The 22,850-nt window shown below is 66.1% G+C and carries 21 protein-coding genes; 13 read left to right on the forward strand and 8 right to left on the reverse strand.

What is annotated here, in order from left to right; genetic code table 11:
• Positions 1 to 70 precede the first annotated feature (70 nt).
• Entirely contained in the window at positions 71 to 1,168 is a 1,098-nt protein-coding gene (locus AL3_RS05150; RefSeq protein WP_066297606.1) for a ComEA family DNA-binding protein, read from the forward strand.
• Positions 1,169 to 1,404: 236 nt separating this feature from the next.
• Positions 1,405 to 3,936, forward strand: coding sequence for a ComEC/Rec2 family competence protein (locus AL3_RS05155; protein WP_066297609.1), 2,532 nt, complete (start codon positions 1,405 to 1,407; stop codon positions 3,934 to 3,936).
• A gap of 135 nt (positions 3,937 to 4,071) precedes the next feature.
• Here AL3_RS05155 and AL3_RS05160 read toward each other — a convergent pair whose 3' ends face one another.
• Together AL3_RS05160 and AL3_RS05165 are read right to left on the reverse strand one after the other, a co-directional pair.
• The gene (locus AL3_RS05160) at positions 4,072 to 4,578 is read right to left on the reverse strand and encodes a DinB family protein (RefSeq protein ID WP_066297612.1); all 507 of its coding nucleotides are present in this window, start codon (positions 4,576 to 4,578) and stop codon (positions 4,072 to 4,074) included.
• A gap of 58 nt (positions 4,579 to 4,636) precedes the next feature.
• Positions 4,637 to 5,593, reverse strand: coding sequence for a DMT family transporter (locus tag AL3_RS05165; RefSeq protein ID WP_066297615.1), 957 nt, complete (start codon positions 5,591 to 5,593; stop codon positions 4,637 to 4,639).
• 181 nt (positions 5,594 to 5,774) lie between these two features.
• Here AL3_RS05165 and holA point away from each other — a divergent pair, with 181 nt between their 5' ends.
• Both holA and AL3_RS05175 read left to right on the forward strand, forming a co-directional pair.
• Positions 5,775 to 6,794, forward strand: a complete 1,020-nt coding sequence (gene holA, locus AL3_RS05170) for a DNA polymerase III subunit delta (RefSeq protein WP_066297619.1) — start codon at positions 5,775 to 5,777, stop codon at positions 6,792 to 6,794.
• A 37-nt stretch (positions 6,795 to 6,831) separates the two neighbouring features.
• Positions 6,832 to 7,491 (forward strand): pentapeptide repeat-containing protein, encoded by a 660-nt coding sequence (locus tag AL3_RS05175; protein ID WP_066297621.1) that lies wholly within the window; start codon positions 6,832 to 6,834, stop codon positions 7,489 to 7,491.
• Positions 7,492 to 7,527: 36 nt separating this feature from the next.
• Here the strand turns inward: AL3_RS05175 and AL3_RS05180 are convergent, their stop codons facing one another.
• The 3 genes from AL3_RS05180 to AL3_RS05190 form a co-directional block, all read right to left on the reverse strand.
• The gene (locus tag AL3_RS05180; protein ID WP_066297623.1) at positions 7,528 to 8,505 is read right to left on the reverse strand and encodes an NAD-dependent epimerase/dehydratase family protein; all 978 of its coding nucleotides are present in this window, start codon (positions 8,503 to 8,505) and stop codon (positions 7,528 to 7,530) included.
• Positions 8,506 to 8,622: 117 nt separating this feature from the next.
• Positions 8,623 to 8,883, reverse strand: coding sequence for a 30S ribosomal protein S20 (rpsT, locus tag AL3_RS05185; protein ID WP_066297624.1), 261 nt, complete (start codon positions 8,881 to 8,883; stop codon positions 8,623 to 8,625).
• A 199-nt stretch (positions 8,884 to 9,082) separates the two neighbouring features.
• Entirely contained in the window at positions 9,083 to 9,691 is a 609-nt protein-coding gene (locus tag AL3_RS05190; RefSeq protein ID WP_066297631.1) for a type II toxin-antitoxin system PemK/MazF family toxin, read from the reverse strand.
• Between the two features lie 217 nt (positions 9,692 to 9,908).
• Between AL3_RS05190 and lepA the strand changes: the two genes are divergently transcribed.
• On the forward strand, positions 9,909 to 11,762 hold the full coding sequence (gene lepA / locus AL3_RS05195; RefSeq protein ID WP_066297636.1) for a translation elongation factor 4: 1,854 nt from the start codon (positions 9,909 to 9,911) through the stop codon (positions 11,760 to 11,762).
• Positions 11,759 to 12,988, forward strand: a complete 1,230-nt coding sequence (gene hemW, locus AL3_RS05200; RefSeq protein ID WP_066297638.1) for a radical SAM family heme chaperone HemW — start codon at positions 11,759 to 11,761, stop codon at positions 12,986 to 12,988. The genes lepA and hemW overlap by 4 nt, the downstream gene beginning before the upstream one ends.
• Before the next feature lie 67 nt (positions 12,989 to 13,055).
• Here the strand turns inward: hemW and AL3_RS05205 are convergent, their stop codons facing one another.
• Together AL3_RS05205 and AL3_RS05210 are read right to left on the reverse strand one after the other, a co-directional pair.
• Entirely contained in the window at positions 13,056 to 13,484 is a 429-nt protein-coding gene (locus tag AL3_RS05205) for a DUF4870 domain-containing protein (protein WP_066297640.1), read from the reverse strand.
• A 164-nt stretch (positions 13,485 to 13,648) separates the two neighbouring features.
• Positions 13,649 to 14,491 carry a DUF3097 domain-containing protein gene (locus AL3_RS05210; protein ID WP_066297643.1) on the reverse strand — a complete coding sequence of 281 codons (843 nt, stop codon included), beginning with the start codon at positions 14,489 to 14,491 and terminating at the stop codon, positions 13,649 to 13,651.
• A 213-nt stretch (positions 14,492 to 14,704) separates the two neighbouring features.
• Between AL3_RS05210 and hrcA the strand changes: the two genes are divergently transcribed.
• From hrcA to AL3_RS05225, 3 genes are all read left to right on the forward strand, one after another.
• A complete protein-coding gene (gene hrcA / locus AL3_RS05215; RefSeq protein WP_066297646.1) occupies positions 14,705 to 15,718 on the forward strand; it encodes a heat-inducible transcriptional repressor HrcA in 1,014 nt (337 codons plus the stop codon).
• 100 nt (positions 15,719 to 15,818) lie between these two features.
• Complete coding sequence (gene dnaJ / locus AL3_RS05220; RefSeq protein WP_066297647.1) at positions 15,819 to 16,949, forward strand: molecular chaperone DnaJ; 1,131 nt, start codon at positions 15,819 to 15,821, stop codon at positions 16,947 to 16,949.
• A 14-nt stretch (positions 16,950 to 16,963) separates the two neighbouring features.
• Positions 16,964 to 17,749 (forward strand): 16S rRNA (uracil(1498)-N(3))-methyltransferase, encoded by a 786-nt coding sequence (locus AL3_RS05225; protein ID WP_066297650.1) that lies wholly within the window; start codon positions 16,964 to 16,966, stop codon positions 17,747 to 17,749.
• 27 nt (positions 17,750 to 17,776) lie between these two features.
• Here the strand turns inward: AL3_RS05225 and AL3_RS05230 are convergent, their stop codons facing one another.
• Positions 17,777 to 18,664: a GerMN domain-containing protein gene (locus tag AL3_RS05230; RefSeq protein WP_066297653.1), complete on the reverse strand. Its 888-nt coding sequence runs from the start codon at positions 18,662 to 18,664 to the stop codon at positions 17,777 to 17,779.
• A 423-nt stretch (positions 18,665 to 19,087) separates the two neighbouring features.
• Here AL3_RS05230 and AL3_RS05235 point away from each other — a divergent pair, with 423 nt between their 5' ends.
• The 4 genes from AL3_RS05235 to era are packed head-to-tail and all read left to right on the forward strand — an operon-like array spanning position 19,088 to position 22,848.
• Complete coding sequence (locus tag AL3_RS05235) at positions 19,088 to 20,125, forward strand: PhoH family protein (RefSeq protein ID WP_083521470.1); 1,038 nt, start codon at positions 19,088 to 19,090, stop codon at positions 20,123 to 20,125.
• Positions 20,122 to 20,595, forward strand: coding sequence for an rRNA maturation RNase YbeY (ybeY, locus tag AL3_RS05240; RefSeq protein ID WP_066297657.1), 474 nt, complete (start codon positions 20,122 to 20,124; stop codon positions 20,593 to 20,595). The genes AL3_RS05235 and ybeY overlap by 4 nt, the downstream gene beginning before the upstream one ends.
• A gap of 20 nt (positions 20,596 to 20,615) precedes the next feature.
• Positions 20,616 to 21,926, forward strand: a complete 1,311-nt coding sequence (locus AL3_RS05245; RefSeq protein ID WP_370665093.1) for a hemolysin family protein — start codon at positions 20,616 to 20,618, stop codon at positions 21,924 to 21,926.
• Positions 21,919 to 22,848 (forward strand): GTPase Era, encoded by a 930-nt coding sequence (gene era / locus AL3_RS05250; RefSeq protein ID WP_066297661.1) that lies wholly within the window; start codon positions 21,919 to 21,921, stop codon positions 22,846 to 22,848. Before AL3_RS05245 ends, era begins: the two co-directional genes overlap by 8 nt.
• Positions 22,849 to 22,850 lie beyond the last annotated feature (2 nt).

Genomic DNA, 22,850 nt, shown 5'->3' on the forward strand with positions numbered 1-22,850 from the left:
AAGCCCGAAGGCGTCCACAACTGCAGGTGGTGACCCGCCTGGACAGGGAGTCCAGGCCTAGGTTGCAGTGATGGCCGCACACCGCTGGGACACCGAACCTGCACAGATCCTGCCCTCACGCCTGGCGGTCCGCCGCCGCAGGGAACGGCAGGCGACTGGCCTGCCGGAAGCAGCGTCCGGCGGATTGGACGGTCCGCACCCGCGCAGTCCCAAGCCGCTGGGGACCCGTCTGGGCGGGACCGCTTCGGACCAGGTTCCCCCGTGCAGCAGCACTGAGGGCGCCGCAGAACACCTACAGGACGAGCCCGCTGAGCGGCGGGCCGTCCCTCCGCGGCGGTGGCGGTTTCCGCTGCGTGCGGCCGCCCTGTTCGCGTGCCTGCTGCTGGCGGCCGCGGTTGCCATACCCCTGCTCCGGATCCGCGCGCCACATGAGTCCATTGCCGTAGATCTCGGTGCCGATGTGAATACCGCAGTGGGCAGCACGGCAGGCGATGCCGAGCTGTCACGGTCCTCAGCAGGGAAGCCCGGGCCGGACCAGACCGGGCCCAATCTTGCACCGGACCAAGGATCGAATCCGGGAGCTGCCTCCCCGGATTCGATGCCCGGCAGCTCCCGGCAGGGACCGGAACACGGAACCGCCACCGGCCCGGAACTGGTGGTCCATGTGGCAGGTGCGGTGGCAGCTCCGGGCATCGTGCGCATCAAGACCGGTGGAAGGGTGGCCGACGCTGTTGGCGCAGCCGGCGGGGCTCTGCCGGAAGCTGACCTCACGCTGGTGAACCTCGCCGCGCCCATGGAGGACGGAAGTATGGTGGTGGTCCCCGTGGTGGGTGCAGCGGTTCCGGGGCCATCTGGAGTGTCCGGAGCCGTCGTTCCTGCCGGGCCTGCTGGACAGGGGAGCCTCAGCGGTCTGGGCAGCACCGGGGGACATCCGCCCGGGTCGGGGGCCGGGTCAGGTGCCGGAAAAGCAGCCGCGGGACCGGTCAACCTCAACACCGCCACTGACGCTGAACTTCAGACCCTGCCCCGTGTAGGGCCGGTCCTGGCGGCACGTATCGTGGCCTGGCGGACGGAGCACGGATGGTTTACCCGGCCGGAGGATCTGGACGCTGTTCCAGGAATCGGGGAGGCGATGCTCGCAGCGCTCGTGCCGCTGGTCACGGTCTGACCCGTGGAAATGTTAGCTGGGAAAACCGGGTGAAACGGCAGACCCGCTGGGCCCGCTACACGGCGGCTGCTGTGTCACCTCTGCCGGATGCGCCGCCTCCACTCACGGAGGCGTCCTTCGGGCCCGGCAGGTTGCGCTCCGACAATGCTGGAAGCGGACACCCACGCATGCCGCCGTCCGGCGCGCATCGAGCCGCCGAAGCAGCCGCAAGGCTCTTCGGGACATCAGGCACACCTTTGCCCCTGACGGAGCTTCGGCTGGTTCCCGCAGCGGCTGCGGCCTGGTTCGCCGCCGCTGCCACGATCCGGATGCCGGCAGCGGCCGCTTTCCTCACGGCAGGTGCGGGGACAATCCTGCTGCTCGTTCTTGGCGCGGTGGTCCTGCTCCGGCACAGCGGCGCGGAGCGGCGGGCGGCAGCAGCGTGCGTTGCTCCGCTTGCCGTCGTCGTCTTGGTTGCTGCCGCGGCTGGAACCTCCCTGCTGCACCGCACCAGCGGTCCGGTCCACGATGCGATTGCTGGACAGAGGGTTATCTCGGGGGAGTTCCGCGCCGCAGGGGATGCCCGGCCCGGGGCTCCGGACCGTTTTAGCGGAGAGATCCGTTATCTGGTGTCGGCACGGCTGGAGAATTTCACACTGGGTGGGAAACGCTCGACCGCCGAGGCGCCGGTGCTGGTCATCGGCGGTAACGCTTATGCGGACATCCGGCTGGGAGACAGGTTCTCCACCTCCGGTACCCTTACGGCAACCCAAGCGGGGGACCCGGCCGCAGCGGTGCTCCGGGCCGGCCAGTCTCCGGCGGTCATCCCGGCGGAAGGACTCTACGGCACGGCATCGGACCTGCGGGAGAACTTCACGGAACTCTCGAAGGAGCTGGGACCTTCCGATGCCTCCGGCCTGCTGCCCGGCATGGTGCTGGGAGACCGGGCAGCACTTGCAGACGACCTTGCGGCAGCCATGAAGGACACCGGGCTGACCCACCTCACGGCGGTCTCCGGCGCCAACTGCAGCTACCTGCTGGCTTTCGTATTCCTGGCAGCGCGGCTGCTGCGGCTGCCGAGGTTCTGGGCAGCGGCCGCAGGGCTCACGGTCCTGGCCGCGTTTGTGCTGGTGGTGCGTCCGGACCCCAGCGTCCTGCGTGCCGCGGTGATGGGATCCATTGGAACGGCTGCGGTGCTGACCGGGCGGGGCAAGGTCCCAGCCGCACTCCTCTGCCTGTGCACAACGGTTCTTCTGGCCATCGATCCGTGGCTCAGCGGGAGCTACGCCTTTATTCTCTCGGTGTGCGCCACCGCCGGGCTTATTGTCCTGGGACCCAGGTTCGCAGCATCGCTGGAACGGGTTCTGCCCCAGCCGCTGGCAGTGCTCACGGCCGTGCCGCTGGCAGCGCAGGTTGCCTGCGCACCGGTTCTCATCCTGCTGCAGCCCAATGTGCCGCTCTATTCGGTGCCTGCCAATATCGCAGCTGCGCCGGTGGTCCCCATGGTCACCATCGTAGGCATGGCCGCTGTCATCCTGGCGTCCGTCCTCCCGGCCCTGGCCTTCCTGCCGCTGTGGACAGCCGGCGCGGGCGCAGGTTGGGTGGCAGCGGCAGCGCGCTTCTTTGCCGACGCCCCTGGTGCCCTGCTGCCGTGGCTGCCCGGCGCCGCGGGTGCTGTCCTGATGACGGCTGCCAGCGCGGCCCTGGCCGGCGGCATCCTGTTGCTCGGCAGGAGCCGGCCGGCGGCTGTATCCGGTGAGGGGGAAAGCCGTAGGGTCCGGATAGTCCGGAGAAACGGCGACGGGAGCCCATCTTGGAGCAACTGGCGCTGGCTGGCGGTGGGCGCAGTTCTGCTGCTGGCCGTGACAGTGTTCCTGTGGTGGCGGCCGGGTCAGGGCACTCCCGCGGCCGGAGACTGGGCTGCTGCTGCCTGCGACGTGGGTCAAGGCGACGCGATGGTGATCCGCACCGGTCCCGCAGCGGCGGTCGTTATCGACGCCGGGCCCGAACCACGGGCCCTGGACCGCTGCCTTGATGACCTGGGGATAGACACCGTTGACCTCCTTGTTATCAGCCACGTCCACGCCGACCACTACGCAGGCGCTGAGGCAACAGTTGATGGACGGACGGTGCACGGCCTGGCCTTTTCCTCGGCAGAAACGGAACTGCCCCGGGAGATCGCAGGCCTGGCGGCGGGGCTGGACGTGGAGCCGCAGCGGCTCACCCGCGGGATGCACGGCGAAAGCGGAGACGTGCAGTGGCAGGTCCTCTGGCCGCCTGCCGGTGCGCCGGCTGGACCAGGAACATCGCCTGGTGCTGGTGCTGGTGCTGGTGCTGGTGCTGGTGCTGGTGCTGGTTCACGTACCGGTGCCGGCGCTGAGGCCGGCACCGGAAGGGCCCCGGGAATGATCACGAATGAGAACGATGCCAGCGCTGTCCTGCTGCTCCAGGCCGCCGGCCTCACGTTTCTCTTTACCGGGGACATCGAAGCGGAGGCCGCGGTCCGCCTGCTTCAGTCCACCCCGGCCCTGCGGGATACACGGATCGATGTCCTGAAAGTGGCACACCACGGCGCCCGCAACGGTGGTGCAGCTCTGCCGGCTGCCCTTCAGCCGAGGCTGGCAGTCATTTCAGTGGGCGCGGACAACACCTACGGCCATCCGTCCCCCGACACACTGGACGCCCTGGAGGCGGCAGGGGCGCAGGTTGCCCGTACCGATCTGCTGGGGACGTTCACCCTGCGGACTGACGGACACCGCCTGACCGTGGAACGGCTTCGAGGCGGCTAGGCGGAAGGTGAGCTGGCAGCAGCCAGGCTCCGCCATGCCGCTCCGCCATACCGCCCCGTCTGCGGGCCAAACACGCGCGGGCCGGCGACCAGCGGGGAACTGGCAGTCAGAGGGGGGGTGGGGCGGGGACCTAAGTCAGGGCAGGGGGACCGGGCGTGTGGCCAGGATCTGTTCGCGCAGAATATCCGCGTGACCGCAGTGCTGGGCGAGTTCCCGCAGAACGTGAAGCTGCACCCACCGCAGCGGCAGTGGCCCCCGCCGATTTCCGCGGAGCAGGTCATCCCCGCTCATTCCGGCAACGGCCGCCCGGGAGGCGGAAACCGCTTCGGTGTAGGCCGCCAGGACCGAACTGATGCTGTCCGTTTCCGCCAGGTCAAAGGACTCGCCGGGCGTTTCCGGCAGGCCGAGTTCAGCCCGGGACCGGCCCGTGACCGCTTCACTGAACCAGACCTTTTCGACGAACGTGGCGTGTTTGACCAGTCCAAGCAATGTGGTCTTGGAAGGGACGAGGCGTCTTCGAGCCTCTTCGTCCGTCAGTCCGCGCAGAGACTCAGCCAGCATGCTGCGATGCTGCTCAATGAAGAGGGTGGATTGGATGTCGGCAGGTGCCTGGTAAACCGAGGCATCATCAGGGTTCGTCATGGTGTTCCTTCCCTCCGGGGCTTTTTCATTCAGGTTCACTCAAGGCAGCAGATTCAGCTCAGGAAACCCGCCGCCGCCGGAGCGTAGCGACAGCCACGCCGGCCAGGGCCAGGGCACCGCCGAACAGTGCCGCGGCCGGCGGCACCTCGCCCAGCAGCAGCCAGGATAGGAGCACAACAACCGCGGGTACAGCATAGGTCGAGGCGGCCGTCCGCCCGGCGCTCGACCGGGACAGGACGTAGCCCCACGTGGTGAAGGCGATGGCGGTGGGGAACACCCCGAGGTAAACAACGGCGAGGGTAGAGGAGAGCGGTGCCGTGCTGACGGCCTCCACAAGCTGCGGGGTGAAGGGCAGGCAGACAATAGTCCCGGCGAGACAGCCTATCCAGGTCATGGTGGGAGCATCCACATGCCGCAGCAGGCTTTTCTGCAGCGTCGCTGCGCTGCCGTAAAGAACAGCTGCCAGCAGGCCAAGGCCCACACCAAGGGCGTCGAACTTTCCGGTGGAGGTCGACACAGCGATGAACACAACGCCGATGAGTGCGATGAACATGCCGGTGATCAGCCGCCGTGGAAACCCTTCCCCCAAAAACAGGCCGGCCAGGACAGCCACAATCATCGGCGCCAGATTGACCAGCAGTGCGGCGGTCCCGGCGTCAATATGCTGCTCGGCAGCATTCAGGGCCACATTGTAGGCAGCGAACCAGGCCACGCCCCACACAATAATGAGGGCGAGGACCCGGCCCCGTGGCAGGCGTATCGTGGCAGCCGGTGCCTGCGGGGTGAAGCGTCTGCGGCCCAGCGCCCGGGTTAGGGGAAGCATCAGCGCCAAAGTCAGGGTGCCCACGGCGATCCTGCCCAGGGTGAGGGCTCCCGGGGAGTAGTCGGCCGCAGCAGTCCGGATGCCGACAAAGGCCGATGCCCAGAGCAGGACCGTCACTGCGATGGCTGCCCACACCAGCTTTCCGCTGCCGGCTTTTTCCATGGCGGCGGCGGACCGCGGTGCTGGTGTCATGGAAGCATCATTCCCGGTTACGGGACGGGGCACCAACCGGAGTCCTGATATGTCTGAGCCGCTGTTGTTCCGGGCGTGCCGGATGTGGCTGAAACGACCGCCGGGGGAGTTGGCCCCAGGCGCAGCGCGTGGCAATGTTGGGAGTGATCTTTCCCAATCCCAGTCCAGGAGCAGCACACCCGTGAATCCGGCCGTACCTAAGAAGTCTTCCGCGAAGCCGGCGGCCGGATCAATTTCCTGGCGGCAGGTGGAGCCGGCACCAGTGGTGCTGCTCACCGGACCGGAAGAGTACCTCGCCGGGCGAGCGATGGAGAGCATCCGCCGGCAGAGCCGCAGCCAGGCACCGGACACCGAAGTCATCCGGATCGATGCCGCCGCCTACACGGCGGGAGAACTGACCCTGATCGCCAGCCCCTCACTTTTTGGTGAAGCCAAGCTGATTGAGGCAGCCAACCTGGCCCACATGAGCGAGGATTTCCTCATTGACACGCTCGCCTACCTGAAAGATCCCGCACCGGACACCGTGCTGGTGCTGCACCACGCGGGAGGCAACCGGGGGAAGAAGCTCCTCGACGCAGTGAAGGCAGCCAAGGCACCGGTGGTCGACTGCCAGCCATTCAAGAAGGACTCCGACAAGGTGGACTTCGTGACCCAGGAGTTCCGGTCCGCGAAACGCCGCATTGACAGTGCGGCCGTCCGGGCACTGGTCAGCGCTGTCGGCTCAAGCCTGTCCGAACTCGCTGCCGCCTGCCAGCAGCTGATGAACGATGCCGCCGGGGAAATCACCGAGGAAACCGTCGAAAAATACTACGGCGGCCGCGTGGAAGCCACCGCTTTCAAGGTGGCCGACGCCGCGCTGGCCGGGCGTGCCGGAGCGGCACTGTCCATGCTGCGGCATGCCCTGGCCACCGGGGTTGACCCGGTGCCGCTGGTGGCTGCGCTGGCGATGAAGGTCCGTGCCGTGGCACGGGTCGCCGACCTCCGGGGATCCTCTGCGTCCCTGGCCAAGGACCTGGGCATGGCACCCTGGCAGGTTGACCAGGCCCGCCGGGACGCGCAGCGTTTCTCCGCCGAGTCGCTGATCAAGGCAGTCCAGGTTCTCGCCGAAGCCGATGCCCAGGTCAAGGGCGCCGGCCGGGATCCGGTGTACGCCGTCGAACGCGCCGTCACCGTCATCGCCCTGGCCGCGTCGGGCCGCTGACCGGCTCCGGAGAAGTAGACAAAGAAGACAAGAAGACATGGCGAAGAAAACGCTTCATCCGCCGCGGATCAGCGGCATCACGCTCCCGGCTCTGGCGCAGGGAGAACCGGGACTCCTGCGGGCCCACGGACAGTACGACGGCGAGAGCTTTGCGGGTGCCGACCTGAGCGGACAGGTCCTGGATGGAATCTCCTTCAGTGAATGCGAGCTCACCGGCGCGGACGCCCACGAGGCCAGTCTCCGGAATGCCCGGTTCCTGGATACCAGGGTGGAGCGGCTCAACGCTCCGGTCCTCACGGCACCAGGCCTGGTCCTCCGTGATGTCTCAATCGGGTCCTCCCGGATCGGGTCTGCCGAAGCCTTTTCATCGGAGTGGAATGCCGTGAGCATAGACGGCAGCAAGCTGGACTTCCTCAACCTGCGGGGATCGGTACTCAGGGACGTTTCCTTCAGTGATTGCGTTATCGGTGAACTGGACCTCGGCGGCGCCAGACTCACCCGGGCGTCTTTTAACAACACCCGGATCGACTCCCTGCTGCTGGATCAGGCAGTCCTGGAACACGTGGACCTGCGCGGTGCCTCCATCCGCGGAATCTCCGGACTGGGCTCCCTCCGCGGGGCGACGCTGAGCTCCCTCCAGCTGGTTGATTTCGCCGGTGCGCTGGCGAACCATCTGGGGATCAACATTTCGGACTAACAGCGCAGCCGCCGGCTCTCAACGCAGGCGGCAAGGCTATTCAGCGGCGAGGAGCCCCAGCAGCTCAAGTTCCTCTCCCCGCGTGAGCCCGGATCTGCGCGGCCGGTCCAGCCCGCGCTCCCGTTCATCTCTGACCACCCGGTCCAGAGTGTCGCCGAGCGCCGAGATTTCACCGCCGGCGGCGTGGAAGGCAGCATTGTTCCGCTGGGCAAACCCGGCGTCCACACCAGGCAGCCACAGTGGAAGCGACCGGGGCCCGGCCCAGTAGTGCACATCCTTCTCCAGCAGCCAGCTCTCCGGAGCGCTGACCAGCTCACCGTCAAAACCGGCAGCGTCGGCAGCCTGGTCCAGCACCTCCCGGAGGGAATACCTGTCTCCGGTAGCATTCAGGACGCCGGTTAGGCCCTCGGCACCCGCAGCCACCAGCCAGGATGCCAGATCAGCGGCCTCGAGGACCTGCACCCAGCGGCCCTCACATTCCGGCACCAGCACGGGACCGCTCCCGGCCAGGGCAAAGCGGGCCGGCCAGTACCCGAACCGGTCGCTGGCATCTCCCGGACCGGCCAGCAAGCCAGGCCGGACAATCAGCAGCCGGTCCGCCAGGGCATCGGTGCTCATGCGTTCGGCAGCGGCTTTTGCTCCGGCATAGTCCTCCGCACCCACCGACTCGACCAGGGCAGCGGACTCGTCCGCATCCGGGGTTGAGTCCCCGGCGTAAACCGAGACGGAGGAAATCAGTGTCCAGTGCGCCGCCGTCGGACCTACCGCCTCCAGCGCGCCGGAGACCAGTGTTGCCTCGTACCCCAGCTCGATCACTTCGTCCCAGGGCTGTCCCTCGACGGCGGCGTAGGCGTCCGGGAGCAGCCGGTCGCTTCGGAGAAGCGAGGCACCCGCTGGAACCTGGCCGGATTCGCCCCTCGCGAGGCAGGTGACGGCGTCGCCGTGGTCCAGCAACGCTCCGGCTAATTCGCGGCCAAGCCAGGCGGTGCCGCCCAGGATGAGTACTCTGCGCATGCTGCCAGTAAAGCACCATGCCGGTGCCGTGACACACGCTGCCGTGAAGGCCGTTTAAAAGCAGTATGGCCGGTCCCGAAGGACCGGCCACACCTGGTAAGACTAAAGCCGCAACGCTTAGAGTGCGTTGACCTTCTTGGAGATGGCCGACTTGCGGTTAGCAGCGTTGTTCTTGTGGATAACGCCCTTGCTGACAGCCTTGTCCAGCTTGCGGGTCGCAGCCTGCAGCGCTGCCTGAGCGGCATCCTTGTCAGCTGAGGTGACGGCAGTATCCACGTTGCGGATAAGCGTCTTCAGCTCGGACTTCACCGAGTTGTTGCGCTGGCGCGCCTTCTCGTTGGTGAGGATGCGCTTCTTCTGGGACTTAATATTGGCCACTTATAAACTCTCTTTGTATTGCGGACTTGGTCGGTGAGGGAATTTCAGACCAGACATTGACTGAGCGGCGTGGGGATACCGTAATGGCGCCCGGCCTGAAGTGCCCGTCGACCTGCGCGGACACACAGCAATAAATGTTAGCAGAACTTTGGCCTGGATGTGTGATCCGGCGGCACCCGGAGCACGCTCCCGGCATTCCTTATCCGGAACGCGCCGTGAGCCGCGCCGCTACTTTCTCGAAGACCGCCCGGCTGACGACGGCGCCCTCCCGCCGGATCGAGCCCGGCTCAAGCTGCAGGATCCGGTCCAGCTTCACCTCGCTGGGCCGGCCCTTGCTGTCCCAGGCGCCGGTGCCGATGTCGACATAGTCCGGATCGGCGTCGAATGCGTTGTTACGGTCCCGGGAGGTGAGCATCAGTCCCAGCAGCTGCCGCCCGGAACGTCCGATCAGCAGGACCGGACGGTCCTTGCCCTGGGCCGGATCCTCCTCATACGGAACCCAGGCCCACACCACTTCGCCTGGATCCGGGGAGCCGTCCGGCCGCGGGGCGTACACCGGTGAAACCGGACCCCGGTAGTCTCCGGCGTAGTTCCGGTTTCCATGGGATGCTCCGGACGACGGCGGTGCTCCGGACGACGACGGCGGTGCTCCGGATGACGATGGCGGTGCCGGCCGGGGAGGGGTCCGGGAACCGGTGCGGGCAGTACCAGAAGGCCGGGACGGCCGGGCCGGTCCCGGGGCGAGGGAGCGGGCCGCGCGCAGCACGGTCCGGGCCAGTCCGATCAGGTTCCGGGAAGAAAACGCCATACCTGCATCCTAGGTGCCCTGCCTGGCCGCCGGAGTTCGGGTCCGGCGGCCGAAACGTGGGAGACTGTTAAGTTAGAAACAGCTTATAAACCCATCTGCTCCACCAACCCTGCGCGCAGGTCCACACCCGCCCGAGCAGCCAACGGCCCACAGCACTACGGCCGCAGGCGTACGGCCAGGAAACGGACACGACGCAAACAGCAAAGGAACCGCCACAGTGTCACCCATGGCCCGCTTCTCACCGGTGCCTGCCGCGACGGATCCGGCGATCATCAGAAACTTCTGCATCATCGCCCACATCGACCACGGCAAGTCCACCCTGGCCGACCGCATGCTCCAGTCCACCGGCGTCGTCGAGCACCGGAACATGAAGGCCCAGTATCTGGACCGGATGGACATCGAGCGTGAGCGCGGAATCACCATCAAGTCCCAGGCCGTGCGGATGCCGTGGGAGCTCGACGGCGAGTCCTACGCCCTGAACATGATCGATACCCCGGGCCACGTGGACTTCACCTACGAGGTCTCCCGGTCCCTGGCCGCCTGCGAAGGCGCAGTGCTGCTGGTGGACGCTGCCCAGGGCATCGAGGCCCAGACGCTGGCCAACCTCTACCTGGCGATGGAGAACGATCTCACCATCATTCCGGTCCTCAACAAGATCGACCTTCCGGCAGCGCAGCCGGAGAAGTACGCCGAGGAACTGGCGAAGCTGATCGGCGGCGATCCCGCGGATGTCCTGCGCGTCTCCGGCAAGACCGGTGTGGGCGTCGAAGCCCTGCTGGACCAGATCGTCCGCGACATTCCGGCGCCGGTGGGGGATCCCGACGCTCCGGCCCGCGCCATGATCTTCGACTCCGTGTATGACACCTACCGCGGCGTCGTCACCTATGTCCGTGTGGTGGACGGCAAGCTCTCGCCCCGGGAACGCATCCAGATGATGTCTACCCGGGCCAGCCACGAACTCCTCGAAATCGGTGTCAGCTCGCCCGAACCCACCCCGTCCAAGGGGCTGGGCGTCGGCGAGGTTGGCTATCTCATCACCGGTGTGAAGGACGTGCGGCTGTCCAAGGTGGGCGACACCGTCACCAACCTGGCCAAACCCGCATCCGAGTCACTGCCCGGCTACGCCGATCCCAAGCCCATGGTGTTCTCCGGGCTGTACCCGATCGACGGCGCCGACTACCCGGTGCTGCGCGACGCGCTCGAAAAGCTGATGCTCAATGACGCCGCCCTGGTGTACGAACCCGAAACGTCGGCGGCACTGGGCTTCGGTTTCCGCGTTGGCTTCCTGGGCCTGCTGCACCTGGAAATCACCCGCGAACGGCTCGAGCGCGAATACAACCTGGACCTGATCTCGACTGCCCCCAACGTGGAGTACGAGGTGACGCTGGAGGACAAGAAGGTCGTCACCGTGACCAACCCCAGCGAATACCCCACCGGAAAGATCGCCGAAGTCCGCGAGCCGATGGTGTCCGCCACCATCCTGGCACCGAACGAATTCGTCGGCGCCATCATGGAGCTGTGCCAGACCCGCCGCGGCGTCCTGGGCGGCATGGACTACCTCTCCGAGGACCGGGTGGAAATCCGGTACCGCCTGCCGCTGGCCGAGATCGTCTTCGACTTCTTTGACATCCTCAAGTCCAAAACACGGGGCTACGCCTCGCTGGACTGGAAGGCCGACGGCGAGCAGGTTGCCGACCTGGTCAAGGTGGACATCCTGCTGCAGGGCGAACAGGTGGACGCGTTCAGCTCCATCACCCACAAGGACAAGGCGTACTCCTACGGAGTGATGATGACCGGCAAGCTCCGCGAACTCATTCCGCGGCAGCAGTTCGAGGTGCCGATCCAGGCGGCTATCGGCTCCCGCATCATCGCCCGCGAATCCATCCGCGCCATCCGCAAGGATGTCCTGGCCAAGTGCTACGGCGGCGACATCAGCCGTAAGCGCAAACTGCTGGAAAAGCAGAAGGAAGGCAAGAAGCGCATGAAGATGGTCGGCCGCGTTGAGGTGCCGCAGGAAGCCTTCGTCGCCGCGCTGTCCTCCGATGAGTCCAAGGACAAATCCAAAAAGTGACACCCAGCGCACTGCCCCTCGGAGATCCCGCTCCGAAGGACGGGATCCTTCCGGCCCAGGCCGCCGCCGCGGCGGCCGGGCGCCGGTTTGGCCTCTACGTCCACATTCCGTTCTGCGCCGTCCGCTGCGGCTACTGCGATTTCAACACCTACACCGCCACGGAACTGGGCGGCGGCGCCTCGCAGGTTGAGTATGCGGCGACGGCGCAGCAGGAAGTCCGGTTCGCCGCCGGCGCGCTGGAAGCCTCCGGAGTCCCGCACCGCCCCATCGAGACGGTGTTCTTCGGCGGCGGGACACCCACTCTGCTCCCGGCGGAGGACCTCGCCGCAATCCTGGGCACCGCCGTCGAACAGTGGGGGCTGGCCCCGGGCGCTGAGGTGACCACCGAAGCCAATCCCGATTCCGTGACCCCTGAATCGCTGCAGCTGCTCGCTGACGCGGGGTTCACCCGGGTGTCCTTCGGTATGCAGTCTGCCGTTCCGCATGTGCTGGCGGTCCTGGACCGCACGCACACACCGTCCCGCGTCCCGCAGGCCGTGAAGTGGGCGCGCGACGCCGGCCTGAAGGTTAGTGTGGACCTGATCTACGGGACGCCGGGGGAGTCCCTGGCGGACTGGAAATACTCGGTCGAGGAAGCGCTCAGCTACGAACCCGACCACATCTCCGCCTACGCGCTGATCATCGAAGACGGCACCAAGCTCGCGGCACGCATCCGCCGCGGCGAGGTGCCCCCAATCGATGACGATGACCACGCGGACAAGTACCTGCTGGCGGAGGAAATGTTCTCGGCTGCCGGTCTCACCTGGTACGAGGTAAGCAACTGGGCACGGACTCCGGCGGACGAATGCCGGCACAACATGGCCTACTGGCGCAGTGACGACTGGTGGGGAATCGGTCCTGGCGCACACTCGCACGTCGGTGGTATCCGCTGGTGGAACGCCAAGCACCCCACCGCGTACGCGGGCCGCATCGCCGCCGGTGAGTCTCCCGCCGTCGGACGCGAAACCCTGGACGCGGACACCCGTTACCTCGAAGACGTGATGCTGCGTGCCCGGCTGGCCGAAGGCATTGCCCGGGACCACCTACGTCCCGAAGGCCGCCTTGCCATCGCCGGCCTGATCGCGGACGGGCTTGTCGAGCCGCGGGCAGCCTTCTCGGGCACCGTGGTCCTCACGCTCAAGGGCAGACTCCTGGCCGACGCCGTGGTGCGAAGGCTGCTGCCTTAGGACGACAAGCTGCCTGGCACACGGAAAAGCCCGCCATCATGTGATGGCGGGCTTTTCCGTTGAGCGGCTAGCGGATCCGGCGCAGGTTGAAACGGTAGCGGTACGGGCGGCCGCGGTTGCATTCGATCCCGGCAATCACCGAAGCCACGGCAACGGTGATCCAGAGCAGTGCGTTGATAACGGCGAAGATGCCGCCAACCACCGGGATGAAGGACAGCAGCCAGGCCAGCAGCGCCAGCAGGGTGGGAGGCAGCGTGAAGTTCAGCGCTTCCTTCGATTCCTGGGCGGTGAACGGCCCGCGGTCCTTGAACACCAGGTAGATGATGAGGGAGGGCACAAAGCCGAGGATGCCGCCGAAGTGGGCCATCGTGGCCCACTGCCGGTCCTCGGAAGCGGTCAGGGGAAGGGCGTTGGCAGGGGCACCCTGATAGTCCGGGCGCGCCGGTGAACCCTGGTTCTCCGGTTGTGGCGGATGGTTCTGGCGTGTGTTGGACACGGTTGCATTCCTTAAACTCTCAGATGACGCTGGGTCTGCACCCACGGGTACCTGTTGTTCCATCTAGGGTACTGGGTCCGGCAGCGTGGACATGAACCGGCGGGTCCGCGTGGCGGAAGATGCCCGGAGCGGGCAGCCGCAGCGCTGCCGGGTGCAGCGGGCGGTCAGGGCACGGTGAGGAAATCGATGACTTCCTCCACCCGGCCCAGCAGGGTCGGTTCCAGGTCCGCATAGGTGCGGACCGAGCCCAGCAGCTTCTTCCAGCCCAGGGCGACATCGGTGTGGCCGCGGTGCGGCCAGCCGAGGCCCTTGAGGATGCCGGTCTTCCAGTCTTCGTGCCGCGGCACCACGGGCCAGGACTGGAGGCCGATCACGTGCGGCTTGATGGCCTGCCAGACGTCCACGTAGGGATGCCCCACAATAAGCACGTTGCCGGCGGCGCCCGGAACGGCCATCGCTTCGGCAGCAATTCTCGACTCCTTGGAACCGGCCACCAGATGGTCCACCAGGATGCCAAGCCGGCGCCCGGGGCCCGGGGCGAAGTCCCGGATGGCGGCGGCCAGATCGTCTACGCCGTGGAGCGGCTCGACGACGATTCCTTCGACCCGCAGGTCATCGCCCCAGACCTTTTCCACCAGTTCGGCGTCGTGTTTGCCTTCCACCCAGATCCGGCTGGCCCTCGCGGTGCGGGCGCGCTGATTTGCGACGGCGACGGAACCTGAGGCGGTCCGCTTCGCAGCCGGGGCTGAGGCCTTGACCGCGGGGACGACTTCCACGGCCTCGCCTTCAAGCAGGAAACCGAAGCCCAGCTCGAAGGACCGGGTCCGGCCGCGGCCGTCTTCCAGGACCATCAGATGCAGCCCGCCTGACTTCTCTGTGCGGATCACGGCGCCTACCCAGCCGGTCTGCACGTCTTCAAGCACCAGGCCCTTTTCCGCGCCAACCTGCCGCAGCGCCTTGCGGGCCGGAGCCGTAATATCCTGCGGCCCCCACTGGTAATTCGACACGGAATCTTCCTCATTCCTGGATGCGGTGCGCTGCGCCGGCGAAGCTGCGGGCACGCGAAGTTCAATGCTAGCAACGCAACCGGATCGTATTAGACTTAGCACTTGAGGACACTGAGTGCTAACAGGTGCTAACAGGTGTTAACCAGCGCCAGCAGCCAGTGCCAACCGTGCAAGTCCGCAGAATCCGCCGAAGACAACGAGGGAGGGGAATCAATGAGCGAACCACGCCGGCTTGAGGTGCTCCGGGCCATCGTTGAAGATTACGTCCATTCCCGCGAACCCGTTGGCTCAAAGGCACTGGTGGAGCGGCACCAGCTGGGGGTCTCCTCCGCGACCATCCGCAACGACATGGCCGTCCTGGAAGAAGAAGGCCTGATCGTGGCGCCGCATACCTCGGCGGGGCGGATCCCCACGGACAAGGGCTACCGGCTCTTCGTGGACCAGCTCTCGGACCTGAAGCCGCTCTCCGCAGCGGAGCGCAGGGCGATCCAGACCCTGCTTGAAGGCGCGGACGACATTGACGACGTCCTCGACCGCACAGTGCGGCTGCTGGCCCAGCTCACCAACCAGGTGGCGGTGGTCCAGTACCCGCACCTGGGCAACGCCAAGGTGCGGCACATTGAGTTTGTCCTGCTGGCTCCGTCCCAGGTTTTGGTGGTCCTGATTTCCACCACGGGACGTGTCGAGCAGCGGGTGACTGCCATTCCTTCCGCCGTCAGCGAACCCTCGCTGCACGAACTGCGCCAGCACTTCCTGCAGGCACTGGCCGGGACCACGCTCACGCGGATCACCAGCCACCTCACGGATGCCCTGGCAACCGTGCCCGTGCAGCTGCGCGGAATTGCCGGTTCGCTCGCCCGCTGCCTGGAACAGCTGGCCGGCATCAACCGGGAAGACCGGATGGTGATGGCAGGAACCGCCAACCTGGCCCGGTCCACGGGCGACTTCCCGCTGACCATCGGTCCCATTCTCGAAGCGCTCGAAGAGCAGGTCGTGATGCTGCGGCTTCTCTCGGAGATGGAACAGGACGCCAAGGGTGTCTCAGTCCGCATTGGATCGGAAAACCCCTACGGCTCACTTTCGGAAGCATCCGTGGTGGCCACTGGGTATGGCCGGGACGCGTCCGCTATGGTAGGAGTCCTCGGTCCAACCCGGATGGACTATCCCAACACCATGGCTGCGGTCCGCGCCGTCGCCCGCTACCTTTCGCGGGTCCTGAACAGCTGAGCATCCCAAGACCGGATAGAAGTGGCAGCTGCTGCGGCACTGCCGGTAAGACAAGTTACCCCCGAGGCGGGGCACGCAATACAGGAAGCGATGTGCACGAGTGAGTGATCACTACCAGGTACTCGGCGTGAGCCGGGACGCCACCGGTGAGGAAATCAAGAAGGCCTACCGCAAGCTTGCCCGCAAGCTGCATCCCGATGTTAACACCGCTCCCGGTGCGGGTGACGAGTTCAAGGCCGTGACGCACGCCTACGAAGTACTCTCCGATCCGCAGAAGCGGCGCGTATATGACACGACGGGGCAGGAGAACGGGACCGACAACGGTTTTGGCGGCGGCTTCAGCGGCCAGGGCTTCGGATTCCAGGACATTTTCGATACCTTCTTCGGCGGGGCCGGCGGCGGCCGGGGACCGGCATCACGGACCCGGCGCGGCCAGGATGCCCTCATCAACGTCCGGATCGACCTCAAGGATGCCGTCTTCGGCACCAACAAGAAGATCGACGTCGAAACCGCCGTCGTCTGCCCCACCTGCGACGGCTCCTGCTGCCAGCCCGGCACCTCGCCGCGCACCTGCGACATCTGCCACGGCAGCGGCCAGGTCCAGCGGGCCGTGCGTTCGATCCTCGGCCAGGTCATGACCACTGCACCCTGCGGCTCCTGCCAGGGCTTCGGCACGGTCATCCCCGATCCGTGCCACGAATGCGCCGGCGAAGGGCGGGTCCGGAGCCGCCGCACACTGACCATTAAGGTTCCCGCCGGTGTTGCCACCGGCACCCGTATCCAGCTCAGCGGACAGGGCGAGGCCGGCACGGCCGGCGGCCCCCAGGGCGACCTCTATGTCGAGATCCGCGTCAACGCGGACCCGGTGTTCGTCCGCGACGGGGACGACCTGCACGCCACACTGACCGTTCCGATGACGGCCGCGGCGCTGGGCACGGTCATCAGCATGGACACGTTTGACGGCGCACGGGACATCAACATCAAACCGGGCACCCAGTCCGGCGAAATCACGACCCTCAAGGGCCTGGGCGTCACGCACCTCCGCGGCTACGGCCGCGGGGACCTGCTGGTGCATATCCAGGTCGAAACGCCGCAGAAGCTCGACGCCGATCAGGAAGAGCTCCTGCGTCAGCTGGCGGCCCTGCGCGGCGAAGAGTTCGCCGAGGGCCGGGTCGGCAGCGGCAGCACCGGTGTCTTCGCCAAACTCCGTGACCGGCTGGGCAACCACTAACCGGTGACGAAACCATGACGAACCCGATCTTCTTCGGTGATCCGGAACAGGTCGCAGCGGCCGTCCCAGGCGCCGTGTTCTCCCTCACCGGTCCGGAAGCCAGGCACGCCGTAGCAGTCAAGCGGCTGGCACCGGGGGAGGACGTTGACATTGTCGACGGCGGTGGTCTCCGGCTCCGCGGAACGGTCCGTTCGGCGGATCCGTCCCTGCTGGAGGTGGAGGTGCGGGAAGTCGAAACCGAACCGGCAGCCGGGCAGGAACTGATCCTGGTCCAGGCGCTGGCGAAGGGTGACCGCGACGAGCAGGCCATCGAAGCGGCCACCGAGCTCGGGGTCGATACTGTTATCCCCTGGCAGTCCGAGCGCAGCATCGTGCGCTGGCGCGCAGAAAAAGCAGCCAAGGGCCGGGCGAAGTGGCAGGCCGTGGTGACATCCGCCGCCAAGCAGTCACGGCGTTCGCGGCTGCCTCAGGTACTGGACGTCACGGACAGCAAGGCGCTGCCTGCAAGACTGGCCGGGGTGGACCTGGTCCTGGTCCTTCACGAGGAAGCCGACGCACCGTTCGCCCAGGCGGTTGAGTCCATCCGGCGGGGTCAGGCCGCCGGATCGGCAGACGCCGGCAACCCGGTCTCCATCGCGGTGGTTGTTGGTCCCGAAGGCGGGATTAGTCCGGCCGAGCTCGACGCACTGCGCGCAGCCGGTGCCACTGCGGTCCGCCTTGGCCCGCACGTGCTGCGTTCCTCAAGCGCCGGACCGGCAGCACTGGTTCTGCTCAACCACCTGCTGGGCCGCTGGTCCTGATTTCGGGCCGGATCCGGGTTCCGCGGGTCAGTAAACGGTAATCCGCTTCGAATCCTCATTGGCGCCCGCGCCGTGGAAGATCCGCAGGTTGTACTCACCCGGCTCCAGCTTGATCGGCACATCAAACAGGGCTGTCTCCCCGGCGGATGCGTCCAGGCGGATGGTGCCCGAGGCCACCTGGGTCGCTTCCGGGCGTCCGTTGGTAATCGGTTCCACACTCCAGGAGAGCTGCTCATCGCGGACTACCGCGGATCCGGAGACCGTCAGTGACGTTTCCGTTGCCTCGCCCTCCTGCGGCGTGATGATCCAGATGGGTGCAGGCAGTGAAACATCGCGCTCGAGCGGCTGTTCCAGGCTCTCGTGTCCGAAGGCCGAGTAACCGGCCTTTCCGTCGACCAGGACAACCACGCTGGCGCTGAACCCCGCCGTTGTCAGCCCCGCATTGGCGGCGGCAGCGGTGGCCGTGTAAACCAGCTGCTGGACGGCACGGTGAGCCATGCCGGCATCAAGGGAGGCCTTGAACGCATCGGAGGTGATGTCCACGGTGATGACGTTCTTGCTGGAGATCGAAGCAGTCACGTTCGACGCCGGATGCCAGGGAGTGAAGTAGTCGCCGTCCCGCGGGGATTCCCGGGTCATCGCCCTGACCGCTTCACCGATCGGATCTCCGTTGTTCTCCGAGGGCAGGAACTCACGGTAAAGCTGCACGTCGGATTCATTGAGTCCAAGCCAGTACACGGGCATCACCACCTTGGAGACGGTGGCCTCCGCCGGAGCCGAGACAGCCATGGGGCGGCCCTCTGAGCTGGCGCTCCCGCTAAAGGAGTTCGGCATGCTGGTCGTGGGGAGCTCGGCGACAACGCCGCAGCTGCCCAGCAGAAGAGGTGCTCCGGCTGCCAGCAGCAACAGGGACATGCGGCGGCCGGGTCCGGATTTGCGGTGCGGTGAGATGAACGGTCCCTGCCTTCCTCTGTTCCTGGCTGCGGTCCGTAGACCGCAGCTGTGTGGGGGGAGTCTGCCGGGGCGGGAACCGGCAGCACGCATTCCAGCTTGGCATATCGCCCGCCCGCAAACCGGGGGCTTAACGGTTCTGCGGCGGGACTGAAACCCGATTGAGACCCAGCCGATGCCAAGCCGAGATATTGGGTGTAACACTGCTCACGAAGCCCCGCAGTCCGTGCGCCGGAAGCCGGCTTCTGGTATGGATGCCGGAGGCGTACCGCGGCGGTGATCAAGTAACATTAACCAGGGTGTGTGTAAGGCCGGTCAGGCCTTTGCCGCCGGGACTGCAACCCAACTTCCTTAAAAGGGGCGATGAAAGGCCGAGGGGCCGAATATATGACCGAATCTTCAGCAGGAATCGGCACTATCCGCGAAGACCAGCAAAAGATCGTCTTCGATTCAACGGAGCAGATGGTCCAGTCGCTGGGCGCCAACGATGAAGCACTGAAAATCATCGAGGCTGCTTTTCCCGAGGTGAACCTGCACGTCCGTGGAAACGAACTCTCCGTCACGGGGCCCGCGGTGGCGGTTGACCGCACCGTCCGCCTGGTCAACGAGGTCCGCGTGCTGGCACGCCACCAGACGCGCGTCACGCCCCAGATCCTGGAACAGCTCATCACGATGCTGCGGGATCAAAGCGCAGAGCGTCCAGCGGACGTGCTCACGCAGAACATCCTGTCCACGCGGGGACGCACCATCCGGCCCAAGACCTTGAACCAGAAGAACTATGTCGACGCGATCGACAAGAACACTGTGGTCTTCGGGATCGGCCCGGCCGGCACCGGAAAGACCTACCTGGCCATGGCCAAGGCTGTGCAGGCGCTGCAGCAGAAGGAAGTGAACCGGATCATCCTGACCCGGCCCGCCGTCGAAGCGGGGGAGCGGCTCGGATTCCTGCCCGGCACCCTCAGCGACAAGATTGACCCTTACCTGCGCCCGCTCTACGACGCCCTGCACGACATGATGGACCCCGATTCCATTCCGCGGCTGATGGCGGCCGGAACCATCGAGGTGGCACCGCTGGCGTATATGCGCGGACGGACCCTCAATGATGCCTTCATCATTCTGGACGAGGCGCAGAACACCACACCCGAACAAATGAAGATGTTCCTGACCCGCCTTGGCTTCGGCTCCAAGATGGTGGTCACCGGTGACGTCACGCAGGTGGACCTGCCCGGCAGCACCGTGTCCGGCCTCCGGATTGTCCACGAGATCCTGGACGGCATCGAGGATGTGCAGTTCTCGGAACTGACAGCTACCGACGTCGTCCGGCACCGGCTGGTCAGCGACATCGTAACCGCCTATGGCGAATGGGATGAGCAGCGCCGCACCCGCACCGCATCGCGGGGCGCCGGCCAGGAGAACAAACGATGAGCATTGAAGTAAACAACGAATCCGCGCTTCCCGCAGACGAAGAGGCGCTGGCCCGGCTGGGCCGTTTCCTGCTGGACGCCCTGTACGTCCACCCCGAAGCGGATCTGTCGATCATCCTGGTGGATGAAGACGCGATCGAGAAGCTGCACATCGAATGGATGGACCTGCCCGGCCCTACCGATGTCCTCTCCTTCCCGATGGACGAACTCCGCCCCGGATCTCCCGGGCGGCCGACGCCGGCCGGAGTCCTGGGCGACATTGTGCTCTGCCCGCAGGTCGCGGCCCAGCAGGCGGAAACCGCCGGTCACAGCATGGAGGATGAACTGCTCCTGCTGACCACGCACGGAGTGCTTCATCTGCTGGGCTACGACCACGCAGAGCCGGAGGAAGAAGCCGAAATGTTCGGGCTCCAGCGGCACCTGCTCTCCGACTTCCTGGGCAAGGATGCCCCGAAGGAGACGCGCAGTTGAGCATCGGCATCCTGGTAGTCATGGCCTTGGCCTTTATGGTCCTGGCCGGATTGCTCACTGCCGCCGAGGCTGCCTACGGCTACCTGCCCCGCCACGAAGCCGAGGCGCTGCTTAACGGCCGGGCCGGAAAACCGCTGAAACGGATCCTGCAGCACCCGGTGGCGCACATGCACGCCCTGCGTTTCTGGCGGGTGTGGTTCGAGATGGCCATGGCGGTTTCCGTGGCCATGGCCTTCCAGCTGCTGGTGCAGAACCTCTGGTTGGCCGGTCTGCTGGCCACAGTGACGATGGCCGCCGTCGGCTTCGTCCTGGTGGGCGTCTCGCCCCGGCAGATCGGCCGGAAGCACGTCACCGGCGTGGTTGTCCTCACCGCAGGGCTGGTGAGCGTCCTGCGCACCGTGCTGGGACCCATACCGGGATGGCTGGTAAAGATCGGCTCCGCGGTCGCACCCGGGGCCAACGGTGTGGACGCCGCCTTCTTTACCGAGGAGGAGTTCAGGGAACTGCTGGACCGGGCGTCCGAAGCGGACATGATCGAAAACACCGAGGCGGAGCTGATCCACTCCGTCTTCGAACTCGGTGATACCAAGGTGCGCTCCGTTATGGTCCCGCGTACGGACATGGTCTGCCTGGAATCCGGGTCCACCCTGGGCCAGGCTATGTCCCTGTTCCTGCGCTCGGGGTATTCCCGCGTCCCGGTGATCCGGGACAGCGCCGACCAGATCCGCGGCATCCTCTATCTCAAGGACGTCGCGGCGCAGCTGCACGGACGGGATGGGGACGCCTCCGCCCAGACGGTGGACGGCCTCTGCCGCCCGGTCCGCTACGTACCCGAATCCAAGGCCGTCGATGAACTTCTGCAGGAACTGCAGCGTGAATCAACGCATTTGGCCATCGTGATTGATGAATACGGCGGAACTGCGGGACTGGTCACCCTGGAGGACCTGATTGAGGAAATCGTCGGCGAAATCGTTGACGAATACGACTCCGAACGGCCTGAGATTGAAGACCTGGGCGGGGGCCGCTACCGTATCAGCTCCAAAGCAGGCATCGACGACCTCGGCGAACTGTTCGACATCACCCTTGAGGACGACGAGGTGGACACGGTCGGCGGACTGCTTGCCAAGGCCCTGGGCCGCGTGCCGATTGTCGGCAGCGAAGTGGTTGTCGAAGGAATCGTCCTCCACGCCGAAAGACTCGAAGGCCGCCGCAACCGGGTTTCCCACGTGCTGGCCTGGAAACAGCCCGCGGGCGATGAAACTGAAACCCACGACGACGCCGAACCCCGCCGCCGTACGAAATCAACAGAATTGGTACCCCGAAATGACTGAGCCCACGTTCCGCGCCGGATTCGTGTCCCTGGTGGGCCGGCCCAACGCCGGCAAGTCCACCCTGACCAATGCCCTGGTTGGCCAGAAGGTGGCCATCACGTCCGCCAAACCGCAGACCACCCGTCACACGATCCGCGGCATCGTCCACCGCGATGACTCCCAGCTGATCCTGGTAGACACCCCGGGGCTGCACCGGCCGCGCACCCTGCTGGGCCAGCGGCTGAACGACCTGGTGGCTGACACCCTTGCCGAAGTTGATGCCATCGGGTTCTGCCTCCCTGCCAATGAAGCCGTTGGCCCGGGCGACCGCTACATCGCGAACCAGCTGGCGGCACTTAAGCGGAAGCCGGTGATCGCGCTGGTCACCAAGACCGACCTCGTGGACCGCGCCGCGCTGGCGAAGCAGCTAATGTCGGTCACCGCGCTGGGCACTGAAGTCCTCGGCGAAACCGGATGGGCCGACGTCGTGCCGGTCTCAGCCGCTGACGGTTTCCAGGTTGATACCGTCGCCGACGTGCTGTCCTCCCACATGCCGTCCTCCCCGCCCCTGTACCCGGACGGCGAACTGACTGACGAGCCCGAAGCCGTGATGGTCGCCGAACTGGTCCGTGAAGCGGCGCTGGAAGGTGTCCGGGACGAGCTTCCGCACTCCCTGGCCGTAGTCGTCGACGAGATTGTGCCCCGCGAAGGCCGCAGTGCGGAAAACCCGCTGCTCGACGTGCGCGTAAACCTCTACGTTGAACGATCCTCGCAGAAAGCGATTATTATTGGCCGGGGCGGAGCGCGCCTTCGCGAAGTGGGAACCAACGCCCGCCGCGGCATTGAGGCACTGCTGGGCACCAGGGTTTACCTGGACCTGCATGTCAAAATTGCCAAGGACTGGCAGCGTGACCCCAAGCAGCTGGTAAAACTGGGCTTCTAGCA

Source organism: Arthrobacter luteolus NBRC 107841 (assembly GCF_001552075.1).
In the GTDB taxonomy this organism is placed as follows: Bacteria; Actinomycetota; Actinomycetes; order Actinomycetales; family Micrococcaceae; genus Arthrobacter_B; species Arthrobacter_B luteolus.